The organism is Streptomyces sp. MAR4 CNX-425 (genome assembly GCF_048656465.1).
Taxonomy (GTDB): domain Bacteria; phylum Actinomycetota; class Actinomycetes; order Streptomycetales; family Streptomycetaceae; genus Streptomyces.
On the sequence record NZ_JBMDLF010000001.1, the window covers coordinates 801,844 to 823,768 of the forward strand.

At 74.4% G+C, this 21,925-nt stretch carries 18 protein-coding genes; 8 read left to right on the top strand and 10 right to left on the bottom strand.

Annotated features, from left to right (window positions below):
- Positions 1 to 5: 5 nt before the first annotated feature.
- Positions 6 to 1,778, top strand: coding sequence for a ThuA domain-containing protein (locus tag ACHZ99_RS03455; RefSeq protein ID WP_420302797.1), 1,773 nt, complete (start codon positions 6 to 8; stop codon positions 1,776 to 1,778).
- Between the two features lie 244 nt (positions 1,779 to 2,022).
- On the opposite strand, the gene ACHZ99_RS03460 is transcribed toward ACHZ99_RS03455, so the two are convergent.
- The 3 genes from ACHZ99_RS03460 to ACHZ99_RS03470 all read right to left on the bottom strand — a co-directional run bounded on the left by ACHZ99_RS03460 (position 2,023) and on the right by ACHZ99_RS03470 (position 4,792).
- The gene (locus ACHZ99_RS03460) at positions 2,023 to 3,120 is read right to left on the bottom strand and encodes a hypothetical protein (RefSeq protein ID WP_420302798.1); all 1,098 of its coding nucleotides are present in this window, start codon (positions 3,118 to 3,120) and stop codon (positions 2,023 to 2,025) included.
- Positions 3,121 to 3,227: 107 nt separating this feature from the next.
- Complete coding sequence (locus ACHZ99_RS03465) at positions 3,228 to 4,190, bottom strand: CU044_5270 family protein (RefSeq protein ID WP_420302799.1); 963 nt, start codon at positions 4,188 to 4,190, stop codon at positions 3,228 to 3,230.
- Positions 4,187 to 4,792, bottom strand: a complete 606-nt coding sequence (locus tag ACHZ99_RS03470; RefSeq protein ID WP_420302800.1) for an RNA polymerase sigma factor — start codon at positions 4,790 to 4,792, stop codon at positions 4,187 to 4,189. The genes ACHZ99_RS03465 and ACHZ99_RS03470 overlap by 4 nt, the downstream gene beginning before the upstream one ends.
- 356 nt (positions 4,793 to 5,148) lie before the next feature.
- On the opposite strand from ACHZ99_RS03470, the gene ACHZ99_RS03475 reads away from it, so the two are divergent.
- The gene (locus ACHZ99_RS03475; RefSeq protein WP_420302801.1) at positions 5,149 to 5,913 is read left to right on the top strand and encodes a chitinase; all 765 of its coding nucleotides are present in this window, start codon (positions 5,149 to 5,151) and stop codon (positions 5,911 to 5,913) included.
- A 55-nt stretch (positions 5,914 to 5,968) separates the two neighbouring features.
- On the top strand, positions 5,969 to 7,000 hold the full coding sequence (locus ACHZ99_RS03480) for a chitinase (RefSeq protein ID WP_420302802.1): 1,032 nt from the start codon (positions 5,969 to 5,971) through the stop codon (positions 6,998 to 7,000).
- A 106-nt stretch (positions 7,001 to 7,106) separates the two neighbouring features.
- On the opposite strand, the gene ACHZ99_RS03485 is transcribed toward ACHZ99_RS03480, so the two are convergent.
- Positions 7,107 to 9,017 carry a right-handed parallel beta-helix repeat-containing protein gene (locus ACHZ99_RS03485; RefSeq protein ID WP_420302803.1) on the bottom strand — a complete coding sequence of 637 codons (1,911 nt, stop codon included), beginning with the start codon at positions 9,015 to 9,017 and terminating at the stop codon, positions 7,107 to 7,109.
- Between the two features lie 186 nt (positions 9,018 to 9,203).
- Between ACHZ99_RS03485 and yaaA the strand changes: the two genes are divergently transcribed.
- The gene (gene yaaA, locus ACHZ99_RS03490; protein WP_420302804.1) at positions 9,204 to 10,001 is read left to right on the top strand and encodes a peroxide stress protein YaaA; all 798 of its coding nucleotides are present in this window, start codon (positions 9,204 to 9,206) and stop codon (positions 9,999 to 10,001) included.
- Positions 10,002 to 10,023: 22 nt separating this feature from the next.
- On the opposite strand, the gene ACHZ99_RS03495 is transcribed toward yaaA, so the two are convergent.
- Positions 10,024 to 10,845: an SAM-dependent methyltransferase gene (locus ACHZ99_RS03495; protein ID WP_420302805.1), complete on the bottom strand. Its 822-nt coding sequence runs from the start codon at positions 10,843 to 10,845 to the stop codon at positions 10,024 to 10,026.
- A gap of 165 nt (positions 10,846 to 11,010) precedes the next feature.
- On the opposite strand from ACHZ99_RS03495, the gene eda reads away from it, so the two are divergent.
- Positions 11,011 to 11,658 carry a bifunctional 4-hydroxy-2-oxoglutarate aldolase/2-dehydro-3-deoxy-phosphogluconate aldolase gene (gene eda, locus ACHZ99_RS03500; protein ID WP_420302806.1) on the top strand — a complete coding sequence of 216 codons (648 nt, stop codon included), beginning with the start codon at positions 11,011 to 11,013 and terminating at the stop codon, positions 11,656 to 11,658.
- A 60-nt stretch (positions 11,659 to 11,718) separates the two neighbouring features.
- On the opposite strand, the gene ACHZ99_RS03505 is transcribed toward eda, so the two are convergent.
- Genes ACHZ99_RS03505 through ACHZ99_RS03515 form a run of 3 tightly spaced genes read right to left on the bottom strand, consistent with a single transcriptional unit; the run spans position 11,719 to position 14,530 of the window.
- Positions 11,719 to 12,900, bottom strand: a complete 1,182-nt coding sequence (locus ACHZ99_RS03505) for a bifunctional RNase H/acid phosphatase (protein WP_420302807.1) — start codon at positions 12,898 to 12,900, stop codon at positions 11,719 to 11,721.
- Entirely contained in the window at positions 12,900 to 13,643 is a 744-nt protein-coding gene (locus ACHZ99_RS03510; RefSeq protein WP_420302808.1) for a zinc ribbon domain-containing protein, read from the bottom strand. Before ACHZ99_RS03510 ends, ACHZ99_RS03505 begins: the two co-directional genes overlap by 1 nt.
- Positions 13,640 to 14,530 carry a Nif3-like dinuclear metal center hexameric protein gene (locus tag ACHZ99_RS03515; protein ID WP_420302809.1) on the bottom strand — a complete coding sequence of 297 codons (891 nt, stop codon included), beginning with the start codon at positions 14,528 to 14,530 and terminating at the stop codon, positions 13,640 to 13,642. The genes ACHZ99_RS03510 and ACHZ99_RS03515 overlap by 4 nt, the downstream gene beginning before the upstream one ends.
- A 1,296-nt stretch (positions 14,531 to 15,826) precedes the next feature.
- Between ACHZ99_RS03515 and ACHZ99_RS03520 the strand changes: the two genes are divergently transcribed.
- Positions 15,827 to 17,059 carry a hypothetical protein gene (locus tag ACHZ99_RS03520; protein ID WP_420303193.1) on the top strand — a complete coding sequence of 411 codons (1,233 nt, stop codon included), beginning with the start codon at positions 15,827 to 15,829 and terminating at the stop codon, positions 17,057 to 17,059.
- A 51-nt stretch (positions 17,060 to 17,110) separates the two neighbouring features.
- Here ACHZ99_RS03520 and ACHZ99_RS03525 read toward each other — a convergent pair whose 3' ends face one another.
- Positions 17,111 to 18,004, bottom strand: a complete 894-nt coding sequence (locus tag ACHZ99_RS03525; protein ID WP_420302810.1) for a MaoC/PaaZ C-terminal domain-containing protein — start codon at positions 18,002 to 18,004, stop codon at positions 17,111 to 17,113.
- Positions 18,005 to 18,352: 348 nt separating this feature from the next.
- Here ACHZ99_RS03525 and ACHZ99_RS03530 point away from each other — a divergent pair, with 348 nt between their 5' ends.
- A complete protein-coding gene (locus ACHZ99_RS03530; protein ID WP_420302811.1) occupies positions 18,353 to 19,543 on the top strand; it encodes a CapA family protein in 1,191 nt (396 codons plus the stop codon).
- Between the two features lie 51 nt (positions 19,544 to 19,594).
- Here the strand turns inward: ACHZ99_RS03530 and ACHZ99_RS03535 are convergent, their stop codons facing one another.
- Entirely contained in the window at positions 19,595 to 21,052 is a 1,458-nt protein-coding gene (locus tag ACHZ99_RS03535; protein WP_420302812.1) for an MFS transporter, read from the bottom strand.
- Positions 21,053 to 21,217: 165 nt separating this feature from the next.
- Here ACHZ99_RS03535 and ACHZ99_RS03540 point away from each other — a divergent pair, with 165 nt between their 5' ends.
- Positions 21,218 to 21,904 carry a class I SAM-dependent methyltransferase gene (locus ACHZ99_RS03540; RefSeq protein WP_420302813.1) on the top strand — a complete coding sequence of 229 codons (687 nt, stop codon included), beginning with the start codon at positions 21,218 to 21,220 and terminating at the stop codon, positions 21,902 to 21,904.
- The last annotated feature ends 21 nt before the right edge of the window (positions 21,905 to 21,925 follow it).

Below are 21,925 nucleotides of genomic sequence, written 5' to 3' on the forward strand. Positions count from 1 at the left end.
CGACCATGCGTACCACCTCCCACCGAGCCGTCTGCTGGCTCGCCGGCGCACTGCTGTGCCTGGCCGCAGCCCCGACGGCGGCATCGGCCGGGCAACCCCCGGCCCCCGCGCCCGGGGAACGGAGCGCCGGGCAGAGACACGCGGCCCCGGCCGCCGACCCGACCTACGAGGTCCTGGTCTTCTCGAAGACCGCGGGCTTCCGCCACTCGTCCATCGACGACGGCATCGCCGCGCTGCGCGACCTGGGCGGCGCGAACAACTTCACCGTGGACGCGACGGAGGACGCCCAGGCGTTCACCACGGACAACCTCGCGCAGTACGAGGCCGTCGTCTTCCTGTCCACCACCGGAGACATCCTCGACGACGCACAGCAGTCGGCGTTCGAGCAGTACATCCAGGGCGGCGGAGGCTACGTCGGCATCCACTCCGCCGCCGACACCGAATACGACTGGCCGTTCTACGAAGGTCTGGCCGGCGCCCTGTTCCACTCGCATCCGCACAACCAGACGGCGACCGTCCAGGTGGAGGACCGCGCCCACGACGCCACCGCCCACCTCGGCGCCACCTGGCAGCGCTTCGACGAGTGGTACAACTACCGCAGCAACCCGCGCGCCACCGCCCACGTCCTGGCCTCCCTGGACGAGTCCAGCTACTCCGGCGGAAACATGGGCGGCGACCACCCGATCGCCTGGTGCAAGGACTACGAGGGCGGCCGCGCCTTCTACACCGGCGGCGGCCACACCGACGAGTCGTACACCGAACCGGCCTTCCGCCGTCACGTGCTCGGCGGCATCCGCTGGGCCGCGGGCATGACCGAGGCCGACTGCCGCACCGAGACCGGATACACGCCGCTGTTCGACGGCGGCGGCACCGACGGCTGGTCGCAGGCGGGGCCGGGCTCCTTCACCCTCGACAACGGCACCCTCACCTCGCAGGGCGGGCTGGGGATGCTCTGGTACTCCGGGCAGGAGTTCACCGGCGACTACTCCCTCAAGCTCGACTGGACGATGCCGGGCGACGACAACTCCGGAGTCTTCGTCGGCTTCCCCGCCTCCGACGACCCGTGGTCGGCGACCACGGCGGGCTACGAGGTCCAGATCGACGCCACGGACAGCCCCGACAGGACCACCGGCTCCGTCTACGGCGTCCAGTCGGCCGACATCGCCGCCCGCGACGACGCGCTCAACCCGCCCGGCGAGTGGAACACGTTCGAGATCCGCGTCACGGGAGAACGGCTTGAGGTGTTCCTCAACGGCACCAAGATCAACGACTTCACCAACACCGACCCCGAACGCAGCCTCCAGCAGGGCCACATCGGGATCCAGAACCACGGCGACGGCGACGAGGTGTCCTTCCGCAACATCCGCGTCAAGACCACCGGCGGGACCCCCGGTCCGCGGTCCGGCGCGGTGCAGGGCGTGAACGGCAAGTGCCTGGACGTGGCCGACTCCCAGTCCGCCGACGGCACCCAGGTCCAGCTGTGGACCTGCAACGGCACCACCTCCCAGGACTGGACCCTGCCCGGCGACGGCACCATCCGCGCACTCGGCAAGTGCCTCGACGTCAACGGCGCCGGCACAGCAGACGGAACAAAAATCCAGCTCTGGACGTGCAACGGCACCACAGCCCAGCAATGGCAGCCGCACACCGACAGCACCGTACGCAACCCGGCCTCCGGCAAATGCCTCGACGCCGAAGGCGCCACCTGGAACGACGGCACCAAGGTCCACCTGTGGACCTGCCACACCGGCCCCAACCAGAAATGGACCCTGCCCTGAGCACCGGTCGTCTTCTGGTGGTGGCATGAGGACAGGGCCTCGCGACAGCCCGGGTCGTGCATCCGGCCGAGCGTCGGGAGGCCCTGTTGCCGTGGTTGCCCGCGGCGCCGCCGGAGGCACGGCACGGCGGGCGAGACCGGCGCCGGTCGGCGAACACCGACCCGGCAACATGCGACCGTGCCCCGGAGCGTTCCGTTCGACATGCTTCCGGGGCACGGTCTTCGCCAGAACGGCGATCAATCGTTTAGCCCCGAATGCCCGCGAATGCGTACGGAAGGAACGGTGCGGGGGCGTCGCTGGTGACGCCTGCCGCCCAGACGCGACCCCGGCTGTCTGTCGCCGCACTGTAGAGGTTGCCCGCGCCGGGTATGGATTCGGTGCGGGTGAAGGCGCCTGTTTCGTCGAGGGTCAGGACGTAGTGGCCCTCCGGGCTGATCTCCGGGTCCAGGCTCTCCCCGACGGCGACCGGGGTGCCCTGGGCGTCGAAGGCGACGTCGAAGATCTGACCGGTCTCCGCGGGAGTGGAGACCCGGGACCACGAGGTGCCGTCGTAGTGCATCGCCAGCGGACTCCGCCCGAGTTTGCCGTCCCGGAAGAAGCCCACCGCCCAGATGTCGTCCGTTGCCCGGACCTCCACGGACTCGAACCCCACCGTGGCCGCCGGCGTGAACATCGGCTCGACGGTCCAGCCCGTGCCGTCCGAGCGGTAGACGTCCGTGAAAGCGGCGGCGTACACGGAACCGTCGGGGGCCGTCTCCAGTGCGTTGACGTAGCCGACGTCGATGCCGCCGGGGATCTTTGTCCAGTTGCCGCCGGTGTCACGACGCTGGGTGAAGTGCACCGGGTCGTCGTAGTTGTTGATCTCGTATCGGCCGGCCACCCACACCGAGCCGTCCCCGGCGACGGTGACGGCGGACAGGGAGGCGGCGGTGTGCTTCGGCAGGGGTACGCCGACCTCGGCCCAGGCGTGGCCGTCCCAGTGCTGCAGCAGCGCACGCCCGGCGAAGTCGTCGGTGAACACCTCGCCGACGGCCCACGCGTCGCCGGGACCGGCCATCGCCAGGTCGTTGATCCGGCCCGGGCCGGAGAACGGCATCGCCGGGGCGTCCCAGGCGGTGCCGTTCCAGCGCATCGCCAGGGGCAGCATCCCGGTGTCGTACGTGAGGCCGACGGCCCAGGTCTCGCCGCCGGCGGTCTCCATGTCGTGGAAGACGCTGTCGGCGACCTCCGGGCTGACGTCCCGCCACGTGACGGGGGCGGCTCCGGCGGGCGCCGCCGCGGTCACGGTGACGGCGGCGGCGAGGAAGGCGGCTGCCGCGGTGCGTCGGACGGTGCGAAGCATGTTGGGTCCTTTCGGTCGCGCTGGACGACCACGATCAAGTGCTGGGTGTTCGGAGCTGTTTCGTTGCCCCCAGCGCCGCTGGCTCCGGGGAGGGGTTCCGCACGCTGCTACCGCGGACGCTTGCCTGCCGCGTCGACGACGCCGCGCTCCATGACGGCGTCGGCCCACAGCACCGAGCCGGCCTTGATCGTGCCCGTGCAATCCCTGCCCTGGGCGTCCGCGGAGTCCTTGATCATTACCTCGCGGGTGCCGAGCAGCAGCCAGGTCTCGGGATCGAAGACCATCTCCACCCGGCTGGCCCCCCGCTCGTCGACGAACCCGACGGCGGTGCCGTGCCGCCCGACGGCGTCCTCGGCGTCCTTCACCAGTTCGACGCCGGGGATGTCGGCGACCGCCCGGTAGAGCGCGGCGCTGACCTCCGGGGGCAGTACGTCTGCGACGATGAAGGCGTTCTTGAAGGCGTAGTAGTGGGGCCTTTCACCCTTGCCGCCCTTGTTCCCGTACAGCCAGGCGAGCATCTCCTCGGGATCGGTGGGAAGGGCCTCCAGATCACGGTAGGTCTGGCCGGTGTCCGCGTCCGGCGCGATGGGGCCGCCGTCGACGTCGCCGGCGAGCGAGGGATCGCGCACCAGCCCCGGACGACTCCCGTCGACGGACTTCCAGAGTTCCCGGGTCACCAGGGACCCGTCCTGCCAGGGCTCGCAGACGGCGTCGAAGCCGGAGAACGACTTCCGCGACCTGACATAGGTGAACTCGTCGTCCCGCGCCTCCGGCGCATCCTGGCCCGCGGCGGCAAGGGCCACCTGCTCCAGGACCTGGGGGGCGCTGTCGGGGGCCTGGGCGGCGGGCGGGGACGCGGGCGGGCCGGCGGTGGAGTCCCCGCCGGAGGGCGGCGTGAAGGTGAGTGTGACGGCGACGATCGCCGCGGCGGCGCCCGCCACCAGCACGGGGCGCAACCAGGGTCTGCGGGCGCGGGCGGGTTCGTCCGAGTGCCGGATCTCGGCCATCAGATGCTCCTTGAGGAGTCGGTGACGGCCCGGCGGAAGGTCTCGTTCGGGAAGCTGGTTCATCGGTGTCCCTCACTTATGGGCCTGACCGCGGTGGTGCGGTCACCTCTCATCTGTCCGCCCCTCTGTAGGGGTTCCGCATATTTCGCGAGTTTCTTCCGTGCCCGGGATAGTCTCGACCGTACGGTCCCGACCGGCACCCCCAGCGCCTGCGCGGCAGCCGCGTAGTCAAGACCCGACCACACACACAGCGCCAGCACCTCCCGCTCGGCCCGCCGCAGCCGCGGCAGCGCCGCCCGGACGCCGGCCAGTTGCGCCGAGTCGTCCAGTCGTGCGGAGACCTCGTCGGCGAAGTCCCGGACCGGCTCCTCCCGCGGCAGCCGGGCGACGGCGGCGGCGTGTCTTCGGGCGGCGCGGCGGGTGTTGCGCGTGACGTTCGTGGCGATGCCCAGCAGCCAGGGCCGCAGTGAGCCGCCCTCCTCGTCGAGGCGCTTGCGCAGCCGCCAGGCTTCCAGGAAGGTCAGCGATACGACGTCCTCAGCCGTGGACCAGTCGCCGGTGAGCCGGTAGGCGTGGTTGTAGACGGAGCGTGCGCAGGCGTCGAAGAGTTCACCAAAGGCGTCGTGATCCCCCGCGCGGACGCGTTTCCGCAGATTCGTATCCACGCCCCTACTACTGTCCGAACGACCAAGGCCGGTTCCTGTGACCTGGGTCACGGGCAGTCGGCTGTGCCGGCCGGATCTTCTGCGCGGTGCGCACCACCCCACCGGCGGCGGTACGGACGACGGCACCGGCTCCCTGGACCCGGTGACCCTCCTGGAGCGCCCGGCACCTGACGGGGGCGGCAGACCTCATGGTCCGTCACACACCTCCCGGCCGAACCGACCCGGCGACAAGTCGACCTGACCAGAAGCCATTGGTCTACACCTTGTCTGGTGCAGACCAAGATGATTGACTGCGCCCCGTCAAGCTCCGAACGCCGGCGCGCACGCCGGCCACCCCCCACCAGGAGAGTGATGAGGTGCTGAGGAAACTCGGAACCCAGGTCAAGGCCCTGCTCGCGATCGGGACGCTGGCGGCGGCGCTGGCCGTCGTCCTGCCCGTGACCGCGTCGGCCGGCGAGGACGGCGCGCGCACGGCGGACAGGACCGGCAAGGCGCCGGCGGCCGCGTTCATCGTCAGCGAGGCGCAGTTCGAGCAGATGTTCCCCGGGCGGAACGCCTTCTATACGTACCGGGGCCTGACCGACGCGCTCGGCGCGTACCCCGCGTTCGCCACCACCGGCGACGAGACGACCCGGAAGCGGGAGGCCGCCGCCTTCCTGGCGAACGTCAGCCACGAGACCGGCGGGCTCGTGCACATCGTCGAGCAGAACGAGGACAACTACCCGCACTACTGCGACCCGGGCCAGTCCTACGGCTGTCCCGCCGGGCAGGCCGCGTACTACGGCCGCGGGCCCATCCAGCTCAGCTGGAACTTCAACTACAAGGCCGCCGGCGACGCCCTCGGCCTCGACCTGCTGAACGACCCCTGGCAGGTGGAGCAGAACGCCGCCGTCGCGTGGAAGACCGGCATCTGGTACTGGATGACGCAGTCCGGTCCCGGGTCGATGCCCGCGCACGACGCCATCGTCGGCGGGCACGGGTTCGGGGAGACCATCCGGGCGATCAACGGCTCGATCGAGTGCGACGGCGGCAACCCCGCCCAGGTGCAGAGCCGGATCGACGAGTACACGCGGTTCACGCAGATCCTCGGCACCACCCCCGGCGACCGCCTGAGCTGCTGACCGGCCGCGGCGCCGGTACCCCCCACACGCACCCCACCCCCCACCGGAGGCAGTTGTGGCACGCGCACACACACGCAGGACCCGGAAGATACGCAAACGGCTGGCCGCCGTCACGGCCGCCGCGTCGCTGGCGGCCGGCGGGCTGGCCGTCGCCGTCACGGAGGCGTCGGCCGATCCCGAGCCGCCCGCCGCCGCGGGTACGGCGGCGGTGCCCGCGCACGCCGTCACCGGCTACTGGCAGAACTTCGACAACGGCGCCACCGTGCAGACCATCGCCGAGGTTCCGGAGGCGTACGACATCGTCGCCGTCGCCTTCGCCGACGCGACCGGCACCCCCGGGCAGGTCGACTTCACCCTCGACCCGGCGCTGAACTACACCGAGGAGGACTTCAAGGCCGACATCGCCGCCAAGCAGGAGAGCGGCAAGTCCGTCGTCATCTCGGTGGGCGGCGAGCGCGGCACGGTCGCCGTCGACGACGCGGCGTCCGCGGACGCCTTCGCCACCAGCATCCTGTCGCTCATGGACGAGTACGGGTTCGACGGCGTCGACATCGACCTGGAGAACGGGCTCGACTCCACGTACATGACGCGGGCCCTGAAGGCGATCCACGCGGGCGCCGGCGACGGCCTGGTGGTGACGATGGCGCCGCAGACCATCGACATGCAGTCGCCGGACAACGAGTACTTCAAGACGGCGCTGAACATCAAGGACTTCCTCACCGTCGTCAACATGCAGTACTACAACAGCGGCTCCATGCTCGGCTGCGACGGCCAGGTCTACTCCCAGGGCACGGTCGACTTCCTCACCGCGCTCGCCTGCATCCAGCTGGAGAACGGGCTCGACCCCTCGCAGGTCGGCCTCGGCACGCCCGCGTCGCCGCAGGCGGCGGGCGGCGGGTACGTGGAGCCGGGCGTGGTGACCGACGCGCTCGACTGCCTGACGCGGGGCACCAACTGCGGTTCGTTCACGCCGGAGACCACCTACCCGGGGCTGCGCGGCGCGATGACCTGGTCGACCAACTGGGACGCCGGCAACGGCAACAGCTGGTCGAACACCGTCGGCCCGCACGTCGACAACCTGCCGTGACCTCCCGCCCGTAGGAGATGTCCGCGGGAGTACGGCGGCGGGGCCGGCCGGGGACGTGACGTCCCGGGCCGGCCCCGCCTCGGGGAGGGCCTGCGGTGTGCCCGGGTCAGCCCTCCCGGCCGCGGGCCGGGGTGCCGTTCTCCGCGCCCGGCCAGCCGTTGATCACGAACTGCGAACCCGGTTCGACGACCACGTCGCCCTCGGCCGAGCCGGTGATGGTGACGTTTGTGAGGTTCGCGCTGCCGCGGGCGCCGCCCATGGCGAGGATGCCGGCGCCGTTGTTGGACTTCTCGATCGTGACGTTCGTGATGTTCACGCCGGGCATCTCCCCGCCGCCCGTCTTGAACTGGATCCCGTCGTACGTCGAGTCGTGGATGCCGGTGTCCTTGATCGTCACGCCCGGGATCGGCTGACCCGCGGGGAAGAGCGTGATCGCGCCGAACTCCTGGGCCTCGCCCCAGAACGCGCCGCCGCAGCGGTACAGCTGGTTGCCCGAGATCACCGTCTCGCCGGAGAAGGGCAGCGGGTCGTGGTCGGTGGCGAGCATGATGCCGGGGTAGTTCGCGGTGTCGGAGATCAGGTTGTTCTCGACGGTGTTGCCGTAGCCGCCGTAGATCGCGACCCCGTTGGCGCGCCAGGGGAGCTGGATGGTGTTGTCGCGGAAGACGTTGTCGTGGCCGATGTCGGTGGCCGGGTCCTTCACGTACTTGCTCGCCCAGACGGCGAGGGAGTCGTCTCCGGTGGTGCGGAAGGACGAGTCGACGACGGAGGAGTTGCGGGTGCCGTTGGTGAAGTTGATGCCGTCGGCGTACGTGTTGCGGATCCGCATCCCGCTGAACTTCAGCCCGTCCGCCGGGCCCCACAGCTCCGGCCGGTTGGAGTAGTCGCGGCCGACCCAGACGCCGACGTTGGCGTGCTCGATCCACACGTTCGAGATCTCCGTGCCGACGCCGAACCGGCCGTTCAGGCCGACGCCGCCCTCGTGGCCGCCGTCGCCGCCGCGGATGGTGCCGGAGCCGAAGATGGCGAGGTCGGAGATCTTTGTCTGCTTGTCGATGTCGAAGCCGAAGTTGCCCTCGTGCGGGTGGTTGATGCCGTCGGCCTCGTGCGGCGGGGTCAGGGTGAAGAACTGCGAGTGCCACATGCCGGCGCCCCGGATGTCGACGTTGCTGATGCCGACCTGGTTGTACTGGCCGCCGGCCAGGTCCGGCGTCAGGACCTTCTGCTCCTGCCGCCACTGGCCCGGCGGCACCCAGACGCAGTCGATGGCGCCGTTCTGGTCGGCCATCACGGCCTCCTGCAGGGCGGCGGTGTCGTCGCTGTCGTCGTCGGGCGTCGCGCCGTACTCGGTGATCGACGTGCACGCGGCCGGCTTGTCCTTCGGCGGTGCGACCTGCTCCAGGTCGATCAGGTCGATGACGTAGAACGCGGCGGTGTCGTCGGCGTCGCGCTGGAGGCGGAAGGTGGTGCCCTCCGGGTAGCTCTGCTCCAGCAGCGCGTGGGACTCGTCGAAGAGCCGGCGGGCGTCGGTCTGCGGGGTGTTGGTCAGGCCCTCGGGGGCGTCGGTGTTGCCGTAGAGCCAGCTGTGCTTGGACGACAGGTCCAGCTTCCGCACGAACTCGCCGTTCGCGTAGAGGCTGAGGGTGGCCTCGGTGCCGCCGCCGCCCGGGGCGTCGGGGATGGAGTTGCGGACGACGATGGAGTTGGTCGGGGCGGTCGAGGTGAACTCGACGTACTGCCCGGTGTTCTCCAGCCGCACCGACGCGCGGCCCGAGGACTCCGAGCCGAAGTTGGTGTGCCCGAAGGTCCGCTTCGCGTCGGCCTCCACCAGGGTGCCGTCGTAGTCGCCGGCCTCGGCCTCGTACTCCACGTACGGCAGGTCCGCGCCGGCCGCGGCCGCGGCTTCGGCCCCCGTACCGCCGAGGGCGGTGCCGGAGAGGGGCAGGACCCCGACCGCGACCAGGCCGAGTGCCGGTATCCCGACGGCCACACGCCGTCTGAACTGCTTCCACTTCATGATGTCCTCTGTTCTGTGGGGGCTGACAGAGCGCGTATGCCGTGTACTTGCAAGAAATCAACGTAAGTTTGCGTAGATGAGTCGACCTCTTGCTGTGCGGCAGTCAGAGTTTTGAGGCAGGGCGGTGGTTTGTCAATGGTCCGCGCACGGCGCCTTCGCCCGGCCCGGCGCGGGTAGGCTGGATCCGTGCTCGTACTGCTGCCGCCGTCCGAGGGCAAGGCCGAGGCCAGGCGCGGGGCCGCGCTGAAGCTCGACTCCCTCTCCCTGCCCGGACTCACCGCCGCCCGCGAAGCCGTCCTCGACGAGCTGGTCGCGCTCTGCGCCGCCGACGAGGAGAAGGCCGCCGACGTGCTCGGGCTCACCGACGGCCTGCGCGGCGAGGTCGCGCGCAACGCCCGGCTGCGCACCGCCCCCACCCGGCCCGCCGGGCAGGTGTACACCGGCGTCCTCTACGACGCCCTCGGCCTCGCCACGCTCGACGCCGCGGCGAAGCGGCGCGCGTCGGCGTCGCTGCTGGTCTTCTCCGGCCTGTGGGGCGCCGTCCGCATCGGCGACCGCATCCCGGCGTACCGCTGCTCGATGGGCGTACGCCTCCCGGCCGCCGGCCCGCTCGGGGCGTACTGGCGCGGCCCGCTGGACGCCGCCCTCCCGGCGGCGGCGGGCCGCGGGCTCGTCCTCGACCTGCGCTCGTCGGCGTACGCGACGGCCTGGCGCCCGCGCGGCGAGCTGGCGGCGCGCACGGCGGCGGTGCGGGTGCTGCACGCGACGGTGGTGGACGGGGTGGAGAAGCGGTCGGTCGTCAGCCACTTCAACAAGGCGACGAAGGGCCGGCTGCTGCGCGACCTGCTGACCTCCGGCGCCAAGCCCCGCACGCCGGCGCAGCTGGTGACGGCGCTGCGCGACCTGGGCTACCGGGTGGAGGGCGGGGCGCCGGAGCGGGCGGGGCGGCCGTGGGAGCTCGACGTGGTGGTCACGGAGCTGTAGGCCCCGCGACCGGCTACCACTGCTACGCCGCCTTGCGGCCCACGCCGCCGAAGGCGTCCTGCTCCTGCGGGTCCCCGACCTGGTTGGAGTCCGGCCGCCACAGCGGGCACGACACCACACCTGGCTCCACCAGCTCCAGGCCGTCGAAGAAGGCCGCGATCTCCCCGGGGCTGCGCAGCGTGTACGGGATCGCGCCGGTCTCGTTGTACCCGTCCTGCGCGTCCGCCACCTCGGCGTGCACGACGCTGGTGCCGTCGTTGAGCGACAGGTAGCTGCCCGGCGGCAGGGCGTCGACCAGCCCCCGCACGATGCCGCGCGCCTCCTCGGCGTCGGCGACGTGTCCCATGATCCCGCTGAGGATGAGCGCGGTCGGCCGGGACAGGTCGAGGACCTTTCCGGCCTGCGCCAGAATCGTCTCCAGGTCCCGCATGTCGGCGTCGATGTAGTCGGTGACGCCCTCCGGGGTGCTGGTGAGCAGCGCGCGGGCGTGCGCCAGCACCAGCGGGTCGTGGTCCACGTACACGATGCGGGACTCGGGCGCGACCGACTGCGCGACCTCGTGGGTGTTCTGCGCGGTCGGCAGGCCGGTGCCGACGTCGAGGAACTGGCGGATGCCCGACTCCCCCGCCAGGTGGCGGATCGACCGGACGAGGAAGGCCCGGGAGGCGCGGGCGACGTCGACGACGGCGGGTGAGATCCGGATGTACTCGTCACCGGCGCGCCGGTCGACCTCGTAGTTGTCCTTGCCGCCCAGCCAGTAGTTCCAGATCCGCGCCGAGTGCGGAACCGTCGTGTCGATCACGTCGCGGAGCGCTCTGTCGGTGACGGGTACGTCGTCTGCCACGGCTGCCTCGCCCCTGGTCGATCGTATGTGTGTGTCAACACGCAACCTAGCGGAGCGAGTTGGCGGGGTGTGGCCGACTGCCGGGAGAGGCAACCGGTCGCCGGCCGGGTTGCACGGTACGCAACGCGCGTTGCACCGCCGTGGCGGCGGGGGCACGATGACGGCGTGACCACTGACTCCTCCCCCGCCCCCTTCTCCGTTCTCGGCCTCGCCCCCGTCATCCCCGTCGTCGTCCTCGACGACGCCGCCGACGCCGCGCCGCTCGCCCGCGCGCTGGTCGCCGGCGGGCTGCCCGCGGTCGAGGTGACCCTGCGTACGCCGGCCGCGCTCGACGCGATCCGGGCGATCGCCGCCGAGGTGCCGGACGCGGTGGTCGGCGCCGGCACCGTGCTGAACGCCGAGGCCGTCGACGCGGCCGCCGCCGCGGGCGCCCGGTTCCTCGTCAGCCCCGGCACCACGGACCGGCTGCGGGCCGCGATGGACGCCTCCGGACTGCCGTACCTGCCCGGGGTGTCCACGGTGTCGGAGGCGATGGGCCTGCTGGAGCGCGGGGTGACGGAGATGAAGTTCTTCCCGGCGGAGGCGGCCGGCGGCGTCGCGTACCTGAAGTCCCTCGGCTCGCCGCTGCCGCGCGCCCGGTTCTGCCCGACGGGCGGCGTCACGGCGGAGTCGGCCCCGCGCTATCTCGCGCTGCCCAACGTCGGCTGCGTCGGCGGCACGTGGATGCTGCCGAAGGCGGCGCTGGCGGCGAAGGACTGGGCGACGGTGACGAAGCTCGCCGGTGAGGCGGCGGCCCTGGGCGGGACGCGCTGAGACGGCCCGCGCGCGGCGCGGCACCGGGGGCGGCTTCGGGGCGGCGGGCCCCGGGGCGCGTCAGCGCAGGTGGGAGGTGTCGTTCAGGAGGCGTACGCTCGCGTGGCCGTCCGCGTAGTACGCGACCTCCGACAGCGACGCCGCCGACAGCTCCATCCGGAACAGCGACTCCGGCGGGGCGCCCAGCGCCAGCCGGACCAGGGTCTTGACCGGCGTCACGTGGGTGACGAGCAGCACCGTGCGGCCCGCGTAGCGGGCGAGGAGCTTGTCGCGGGAGAGCGCGACCCGGCGGCTGACCTCCGCGAAGGACTCCCCCGCGCCGGTGGGCGCGGCCTTCGTGGAGCGGAGCCAGGCGGCGAGGTCGGCGGGGTGGCGCTCCTGCACCTCCGCGAACGTCAGCCCCTCCCAGGCGCCGAAGTCCGCCTCGCGCAGGCCGTCGTCGACCCGGACGCCGAGCCCGAGCCGGCCGGCGACCGCCTCCGCCGTCTCGCGGCAGCGGCGCAGCGGGGAGCTGACCACGGCCTGCACCGGGCCGCGGGCGGGGACGGCCAGGTGGGCGGCGGCGGCCGCGGCCTGGCCGCGGCCCGCGGCGGACAGCGCCGGGTCGGTGCCGCCCCTGCCGGAGAACCGCTTCTGCGGGGTGAGTTCCGTCTCGCCGTGCCGCAGCAGCAGGAACGTGGTCGGCGCCCCGAGGTCGCCGCCCCAGCCCGCGGCGGGGGCCGCGGCGCTCTCGGAGCCTTCCCGCGCCCCGGAGTCGTCCGCCGCGTCCGTCTCCAGCTCCGCCCGCGACTCCGCAGCGCGCCACCGCTCGCCGCGCTTGCCCGCGTCCATCGCCTCGTTCGCGAGCCGGTCCGCGTGCTTGTTCTTCTCCCGCGGAATCCACTCGTACGAGACCCGCTCCGGCGGGAAGACCTCCCGCGCCTCGGCGGCCAGCTCCCGCATTCCGGGGTGCTTGATCTTCCAGCGCCCCGACATCTGCTCGACGACCAGCTTGGAGTCCATCCGCACCCGGACCGCTGCCTCCGGGTCGAGCGCCCGCGCCGCCCGCAGCCCGGCGATCAGCCCCCGGTACTCCGCGACGTTGTTGCTCGCCACCCCCACGTACGCCGCGTCCTCCGCGAGCACCGCGCCGTCCGCGCCGCGCACCACGGCGCCGTACCCCGCGGGGCCCGGGTTCCCCCGCGAGCCGCCGTCCGCCTCGACGACGAACTCGCGCCGGGACGCGCCCGGCCCCACCGCCATCAGAGCCCGGATTCGGGCGTACGGACCAGGATCCGGCGGCAGTTCTCGCACCGTACGACGGTGTCGGGGGCCGCGGCCCGCACCTCGTTGATCTCGGTGATGTTCAGCTCCAGGCGGCAGCCCTCGCAGCGCCGCTGGTACAGCCGGGCCGCGCCGACGCCGCCCTGCTGCTCGCGCAGCTTGTCGTACAGCTTCAGCAGGTCCGCCGGGATCTCCCCGGCGGCCTCCTGCCGCTCCTTGGCGACCGTGCCGGCCTCCGAGTCGATCTCACCGACCGCCGCGTCCCGCCGGGCCGTGGCGTCCGCGATCCTGGCCTGAACGGACTCGACCCGCCCGGTCAGCTCCGCCACCCGCTCCTGCGCGGTCTCGCGGCGCTCCATGACCTCCAGGACCACGTCCTCCAGGTCGCTCTGCCGCCGCGCCAGCGAGGCGATCTCGCTCTGCAGATTCTCCAGGTCCTTGGGCGAGGTCACCGCGCCGGAGTCCAGCCGCTGCTGGTCGCGCGCGGCGCGCTGGCGCACCTGGTCGACGTCCTTCTCGGCCTTCGCCTGCTCGCGCCCGGTGTCGCCCTCCTCGGTCTGCGCGGCGACGAGCAGGTCGCGGTGCTGCGCGAGGTCGGCCTCCAGGCCCGCGACCTCCTCGTGCTCGGGGAGGGTGCGGCGGCGGTGCTGGAGCTGGGTGAGGCGGACGTCGAGGGCCTGCACGTCCAGCAGGCGGATCTGATCGGCGGGCGCGGCGTTCAAGCTGGCAGCTCCGGGCTCGTAGGGGCAAGGCTGGTGTGGGAGGTCGGGGCGGGGGCGTGCGTGGTCCAGGGGTCGGTCACGATACGCGACACATGGGTACGCAGACCCCACGCGTTCCGGTCCGAGATGGCGTCCAGCTGCGCGGCGGCCTGCTCGCACCACGGCCACTCCGTGGCCCAGTGCCCCGCGTCGACCAGGTACGGGCGGCCGCCGGCGGCGAGCGCGGCGTGCTCCTGCGCCTCGGAGACCGGGTGGTGACGCAGGTCGGCGGTGACGTAGACGTCGACGCCGGCGGCGCGCACCGCGTCGAAGAGGCCGTCGCCGGAGCCGCCGCAGACGGCGGCCGTACGGACCTCCCCGGCCGGGTCGCCCGCGATCCGCAGCCCGGTGGCGGTACGGGGCAGCCGGGCGGCGGCGCGGTCGGCGAACTCCCGCAGCGGCACCGGGGCGTCCAGCTCGCCGAGGCGGCCGAGGCCCCGGCGGCCGGCCGGGTCGTCGGCGTCGGGCACGAGCGGGCCGGTGACGCGGAGGCCGAGGGCACCGGCGAGGGCGTCGGAGACACCGGGGTCGGCGCGGTCGGCGTTGGTGTGGGCGACGTGCAGGGCGACGTCGTTCTTGATGAGCGTGTGCACGACGCGGCCCTTGAACGTGCCGGCCGAGACCGTCGACGTACCGCGCAGGTACAGCGGGTGGTGGGTGACGAGCAGGTCGGCGCCCAGCCCGACGGCCTCGTCGACGACCTCGCGGACCGGGTCGACGGCGAACAGCACCCGGGCGACGGGGGCGTCGGGATCGCCGCACACCGTGCCGACCGCGTCCCACGGCTCGGCGCGGCCGGCGGGCCAGAGGGCTTCGAGCGCGGCGACGACGTCGGAGAGAGCGGGCACGGGGCAAGGCTACCTCCGCCACCGCGGCCCCGGCGCGGCCCCCGCTCGTAAGCACAACGGGACGGCGCGGCGCGGTGGAACGCCGGATCCGCCACCCGTTCGGATGAAGTCACCGGCGCCGCGCCGAAGGCTGTGACGTGCGAAAACTACCTTCGCGTGCGGAGGTGAGAGGACCGGATGAGGCCCACTGCAGAATCGATTCGGTCAGCGACGACGGGGGCGGCGGACCCGGGGGCGGGGGCGGCGGACCCGGGGGCGGGGGCAGGGGCGGCGGACGACGGGCCGCCGACGAACGAGGGAGCAGCGACCGCACCGGGGGCGCCGGAGGGAGCGGGCGGGGCGCGCGGGCAAGCCGCGCCGCGCTGGCAGCGGGTCACGCCGGACGAGCGGGGCACGCCGGGCGGGCAGGCCGGACTGAACGGGCAGGCCGGGCAGGGCACGCCGGGCAGGCAGGGCGAGCGGGACGCGCCGGGCGGACCGCGCGAGCAGGCCGCGTGGGTCACGCCGGTTGCCCCAGGAGGGCAGGACGACCGGGGCACGCCGGTCGCGCCGCGCGAGCAGGACGGGCAGGCCGCACCGCGCTGGCAGCGGACCACGCCGGACGGGCAGGGCACGCCGGGCGGGCAGGCCGGACTGAACGGGCAGGCCGGGCAGGGCACGCCGGGCAGGCAGGGCGAGCGGGACGCGCCGGGCGGACCGCGCGAGCAGGCCGCGTGGGTCACGCCGGTTGCCCCAGGAGGGCAGGACGACCGGGGCACGCCGGTCGCGCCGCGCGAGCAGGACGGGCAGGCCGCACCGCGCTGGCAGCGGACCACGCCGGACGGGCAGGGCACGCCGGGCGGGCAGGCCGGACTGAACGGGCAGGCCGGGCAGGGCACGCCGGGCAGGCAGGGCGAGCGGGACGCGCCGGGCGGACCGCGCGAGCAGGCCGCGTGGGTCACGCCGGTTGCCCCAGGAGGGCAGGACGACCGGGGCACGCCGGTCGCGCCGCGCGAGCAGGACGGGCAGGCCGCACCGCGCTGGCAGCGGACCACGCCGGACGAACAAGCCGGACTGGGCGAGCAGGCCGGGCCGCGCGCTCAGAACACACCGGTCGGGCCGCGCGGGCAGGCCGCGTCGGCCGGGCAAGGCGGGCAGGCCGCGTCGGGCGGGCCGGGCGCGCTGGGCCCGCGGGCCGGGCAAGGCGGGCACGTCACGCCGCGCGCGCGGGGCGGGCAGGGCGGGCACGTCACGCCGGGCGGGCGGGGCGCGCCGGGCGGGACGGGCGCGGTGGGCTCCGGGGGGGCGGCGCGGGCGGTGGTGGCGGTGGCCGCGTTGCCCCGGCCTTCCTCGGCGGGCACCGCCCCAGCCGCGGCGCGGGCCGACGGTCCCGGGCGGGCCGTTGGGCGGGCTGGGTTCGCCCTCACCGCCGACGGCTCGTACGGCGCCTGCCTCGCCACCGACGCCGACGGCAACTGGTACCCCGAACGCTGGACCCTCCACGGCCCCGAGCCCTACACCGTCCCGCTCCCCTGCGCCCAGCCGGAGGAGCCCGGGACCACGGTGCTGCCGCTCGCCGACGGCCGCGTGCTGGTCCGGCGGCTCGTCGGCGGCACCGACCACACGCTCTCCCTCCTCCACCCCTCCGGCCCCGACACCACCGAGCAGTCCCTCGGCGCCGTCACCGCGCCGCGGCTCGACCTCGTGCCGCCCGCGCCCGGCAGCGTGGAGGTGTACGCGCTGGCGCCGCCGGAGCCCGGCGGCGAGAAAACCGCCGTGTGGCGGGTGTACGGCGGCGGGTTCGCGGGCGGCGGCGCGGCGCGGCCGGAGCGGGTGGGCGAGTTGCCGGGCCGGTGCGCGGGGCGCGGCTGGCTGGACCGTACGGGCGGAACGCTCGCCGTGGACCAGGAGCTGGCCGGGCGCACGAAGGCCGTCGCGGTCGCGCTGCACGGCGGGGTGGAGGTCAGCCCGCTGCTGGAGCTCACCGCGGAGAGCAACGACCGGCTGCTGTTCGCCGACCCCGACAGCGGGCTGCTGCTGCTCCGCTCGGACGCCCCCGGGCGCGACCGGCTCGGCTGGGGGGTGCTGGGCAGCGGGCGCCCGGTGCGGTTCCCGGAGGCGCTGTGCCCGCGGGACACGGCGGTGACGCCGTTCGCGGTGCAGCCGGGGCAGGTGCTGACGCCGGAGCAGTCCGGGGTGGCGCTGCGGCTGGACGGGCCGGGCGGCTGCCGGCTCGGGGTGTGGCGGCCCGCGGGGCGGCGGCTCGTCCAACTGCCGCCGCTGCCGGGGTGGATCACCGGCACCGGGCTGTGGACGCAGTCCGGTGAGCTGCGGCTGCCGTACGCGACGCCGGCGCAGCCCTGCGGGCTCGCCCGGCTCGCGGTCCCCGACCCGGCGGCGGACCCCGCGGCGGCGGCGGAGGCGGGGATACGGGACGGGGCGGACCCGGCGCCGGACGCCGAGGGCGCCGGCCCGGACGGGGCCGCCGGGGGTGCGGGGGAGCCGGGCGCCGCCGCGCGCCCCGTACCGCTGCAACACGCCCCGCTCTGAGCCGCCGCCCCGCCGCCCCGCGGCGGACGACGTGGCGGCGCTCGGCGGACCTCAGCCGTACTCGATCACCGTGTCCGCCAGCACCGGCGCCTCGTCCCGCTCCACCGCCCCCGCGGTCAGCACGATCCGCCCGCCCCCGGCCGACCCCGACCCCGGCTCCGGCTCCGGCTCCGGCCACATCCGGATCCGCAGCGTCTCCCCCGGATACACCACCCCCGCGAACCGCGCCGCGTACGACCGCACCCGCCCGACGTCCCCGCCGAGCACCGTGTCCACCGCCGCCTTCAGCGCGATCCCGTACGAGCACAGCCCGTGCAGGATCGGCCGCTCGAACCCGGCCAGCGCGGCGAACTCCGGGTCGGCGTGCAGCGGGTTCGCGTCGCCGGACAGCCGGTACAGCAGGGCCTGGTCCGCGCGGATGCCGCGGTCGGCGACGTGCGCCGGCTCCCGCCCGGGCGCGGGCACGGGCGGCGACGGGCCGCGCTCGCCGCCGAAGCCGCCCTCGCCGCGTACGTAGAGCTGGGTGTCGGACGTCCACAGCGGGCCGTCCTCGTCGGCGGCCTCCGAGCGCAGCACCAGCACGGCGGCCTTGCCCTTGTCGTACACGGCGGCGACGCGCGACGTGCGGGTCGCCGCGCCGGCGGGCGGCAGCGGGCGGTGCAGCGCGATGCGCTGGGCGCCGTGGAGCACGGCGGTGAGGTCGACGTCCACGCCGGGGGCGCCGAGCGCGGCGCCCACACCGGCCACGCCGACGTCGCCGGCGACGGTGGCGAAGCTCGGCAGCACGTGCAGCCGGTCCTCCAGGACGTAGCGCAGCTCGTCGGGGTCGGTGGCGGCGCGGCCGGCGCCGATGCCCAGGTGGTAGAGGAGGACGTCCTTCGGGGTCCAGGCGAGCAGGGTCTCCCGGGGCCGGGCCGCGAGGGCCCTGGCGGCGTCGATGGGCATGGTGCTGCTGGCTCCTTCGCCGGGCGGGGGCGGGTACGCGGACCGCGGGCCCCGGCGCCCCGGGCGGCCGAGAGCAGGAAAAGGCCCCGGCGTGCCGTCCGCACCAGTCGGCACGCCGGGGCCGCTCTCGGGGATGACGGCCACGACGTGCGACAAGAACACGTTCTAACCGTCGGATACATGTATAACGCAGTCCTCCGCGGTTGGGAAGACGGTAAAAGCGCCCTTACTGACACTCCGTCAACATCCGGCCACCAAGGGTGCATCCGCGCGATCCCGGGCCGCCGTTCAGGGGACGGCGCGGCCAGGCTTCTTGTATGCCCCGTCCCGCTCCTGTGCATTCGGGACATGCGTGGATATAAAACGACTAGTAAGACCAGCGGGGTCCTGGCGCTCGCCGCCGCCCTGCTCGCCGCCGCCACCGCCTGCGCCCACGGTCCGGCCGCCACCGCCCCCGACGAGGGCAAGGCCCCCGGCAAGGAAGTGCGGTCGCCCTTCACCCTGGTCGCCACCGGGGACATCCTCCCGCACGACTCGGTCATCGACGCGGCCCGCCGGGACGCGGGCGGCGACGGCTACGACTTCCGCCCCATGCTCGCCGGCGTCAAGCCCGTCATCTCCGCCGCCGACCTGGCGATCTGCCACATGGAGACCGTCTACGGCCCGGCCGGCGGCCCGTTCACCGGCTACCCCTCCTTCGCCTCCCCGCCGCAGATCGCCGACGCCGTCAGGGCCACCGGCTACGACTCCTGCTCCACCGCCTCCAACCACACCCTCGACGCCGGCTTCCCCGGCGTCCGCCGCACCCTCGACGCCCTCGACGCCGCCGGCGTCGCGCACGCCGGCTCCGCCCGCTCCCCCGCCGAGGCCCTGCGGCCGGCGCTGCTGGAGGCGGGCGGCGCGACGGTGGCGCAGCTGGCGTACACGTACGGCACGAACGGGAAGGAGCCGCCGGCGGACAAGCCGTGGGCGGTGAACATCACCGACCCCGAGCGCGTCGTCGCCGACGCCCGGCGCGCCCGCCGGGCCGGCGCCGACGTGGTCGTCGTCAGCCTGCACTGGGGCACCGAGTGGCAGGACGCGCCGGACGCCACGCAGCGCCGGCTGGCCCGCGAGCTGACCGCCTCGCGCTCGGCGGGGGCGCCCGACGTGGACCTGATCATCGGCACGCACGCCCACGTGCCGCAGGCGTACGAGAAGGTGAACGGGACCTGGGTCGTCTACGGCATGGGCGACCAGATCGCCGGCCGGATGATCAACAACGCCGGCGACCGGGACCCGCGCGGCAACCAGGGCACCATCGGCCGCTTCACCTTCTCCCCGCCGGAGCCGGGCAGCGCGCGCTGGCGGGTGACGCGGGCGGAGTTCCTGCCGCAGCTGATGGACCACGGGCGCGCGGGGCCGCCGCGGGTGGTCGACCTGAACGCCGAACTGGCCGACGGCGAGGCCCCGGAGCGCTACGCGCGCGTACGGGACCGGATCAGCGACGTCGTCCTCAGCCGCGGCGCGGGCGCGGACGGGCTGACGACACCCCGCTGACGTCCCACGGCCGCGGGGCCCGTACGCCCCGTACGCCCCGCCCGCCCCGGCTCACGCCTTCGCCGGCTCCGGCGCGGCGGCGGCCGGGCGGGGCAGGGCTATGAGCATCAGGGCGGCGCAGCCCAGCAGGATCCCGACGCCGGTCTGGAACGCCACCGAGTACCCCGAGGCCAGCGCCTCCGGCCCGGAGCCGGCGCCGATCCGGGTCGCGGCCACCGTGGACAGCACCGCGAGCCCCAGCGAGCCGCCCATCGTCCGCGACGTGTTCATCACCCCGGACACCACGCCCGCGTCGCCCGCGGGCGCGCCCGAGGTCGCCAGGTGCGCCAGCGGCGTGGCCATGAAGCCCACCCCGGCCATCATCAGGATCCCGGGCCCGGCAACGTCCGTGACGTACTCCCCGCCGACGCCCGACGTGCTCTGCCACAGGTAGCCGCCCGCCGCCATCAGCACCCCGGTGATCGCCAGTGCCTTCGCGCCCGTACGCGCGACCACCCGCGGCGCCAGCTTCGAGGCCGCCACGATCGTCAGCGAGTGCGGCACGAAGCCGAGGCCGGCCTCGACGGGCGTGTAGCCGAGGACGTTCTGCATGTAGAGCGAGAGGAAGTACCAGGAGGAGAACATCGCCGCGCCGGTGACGAACATCGCCGTGTTGGCCGCCGACACCGAGCGCAGCCGGAAGAGCCCCAGCGGCACCAGCGGCTCCCGCGTCCGGGCCTCCACCGCCAGGAACGCGGCGACCAGCGCCAGCCCGCCGAGCAGCGGCACCAGCGCCGCGCCCGACGTCCACCCGTGGCTCTCCGTCTGCACGATCCCGTACGACACGGCGCCGATCCCGGCGGTGACGAGGACGGCGCCGGGGACGTCGAGCCGCCGCCGCGGCCCGCCCCGGCTCTCGGTCAGCCACAGCGCCGCGCCGGCCAGGACGACGGCGCCGACCGGCACGTTGATCAGCAGCACCCAGCGCCACGACAGCGCGTCCGTGAGCACCCCGCCGATGAGCGCGCCGGCCGCCCCGCCGCCCGCGCCGACCGCCGTCCACGTCCCGATCGCGCGCACCCGCGCGGGGCCCTCGGGCACGGCGGAGGTGAGCAGCGTCAGCGTCGAGGGCGCGAGCACCGCCGCGCCGACGCCCTGCGCCGCCCGGGCGGCGAGCAGCTGCCAGGACTCCTGCGCCAGCCCGCCGGCGAGGCTGGCGGCGGTGAACAGGGCGAGGCCCACGAGGAAGACCCGCTTGCGGCCGAAGAGGTCCCCGGCCCGGCCGCCGAGCAACATGAGCCCGGCGAAGGCCAGCGTGTACAGGTTCACCACCCACTGCAGGCCCGACGCGCTCATCCCCAGGTCGGCGCGCATGGACGGCAGTGCGACATTGACGACGGAGACATCGAGGACGACGAGGAACTGGCCCGCGCACGCCGTGAGCACGACGACCCACAGCGGCGCGGCCGCGCGGCGCCCGGCCGCGGCCGACGGCCGCGTTCCGGGTGGTGACTGGGGCATGGCGTCCATGGTCGCACCAGCCTCCGACAACCCGCACGGGGATATCGGTGTAGGGGCCATCCGACTGCGGTCCTAGGTCCATGGGGCAGGATCGGGCGCGTACGCGGCACCGGCCGCCCGGGCCGCGCCGACCGCCCCGGCGCCGCGCACACCGACCGACGAAAGGCAGCCCCGATGGAGCTGGAACGCGAACGGCAGCACGAGCCCGGCCCCGCCGTCCTCGCCGCCTTCGAAGCCGCGCAGGGCTTCATGCCCCGCGACGAGGGCCTCGCCCTCTACGCCGCCGCCGCCGAGGCCGCCGCCCTCGGGCTCCCGCTGCTGGAGGTCGGCACGTACTGCGGCCGCTCCACGATCCTGCTCGCCGCCGCCGCCCGCGCCGCCGGCCCCGCGCCGGCCGGGCGCCCGGCCGTCGTCGCGGTCACCGTCGACCACCACCGCGGCAGCGAGGAGCAGCAGCCCGGCTGGGAGTACCACGACCCCGCGCTCGTCGACCCCGTCACCGGCCTGATGGACACCCTCCCGGCGTTCCGCCGCACCCTGCACGCGGCCGGTCTGGAGGACCACGTCGTGGCCGTCGTCGGCCGCTCGCCGCAGGTGGCCGCGGTGTGGAACCGGCCGCTGGGGCTGGTCTTCGTCGACGGCGGCCACACCGACGAGCACGCCGCCGCCGACTACGAGGGCTGGGCCCCGCACCTGGCGCCGGGCGGCCTGCTGGCCGTGCACGACGTCTTCGCGGACCCGGCGGACGGCGGGCAGGCCCCGTACCGCGTCTACCGGCGCGCGCTGGCCTCCGGGGCGTTCACGGAGACCGCCGCGACCCGGAGCCTGAGGGTCCTGCGCCGTACCGGCGCGGGAATCTGAGCGTCCGATCCTTCTGCTACG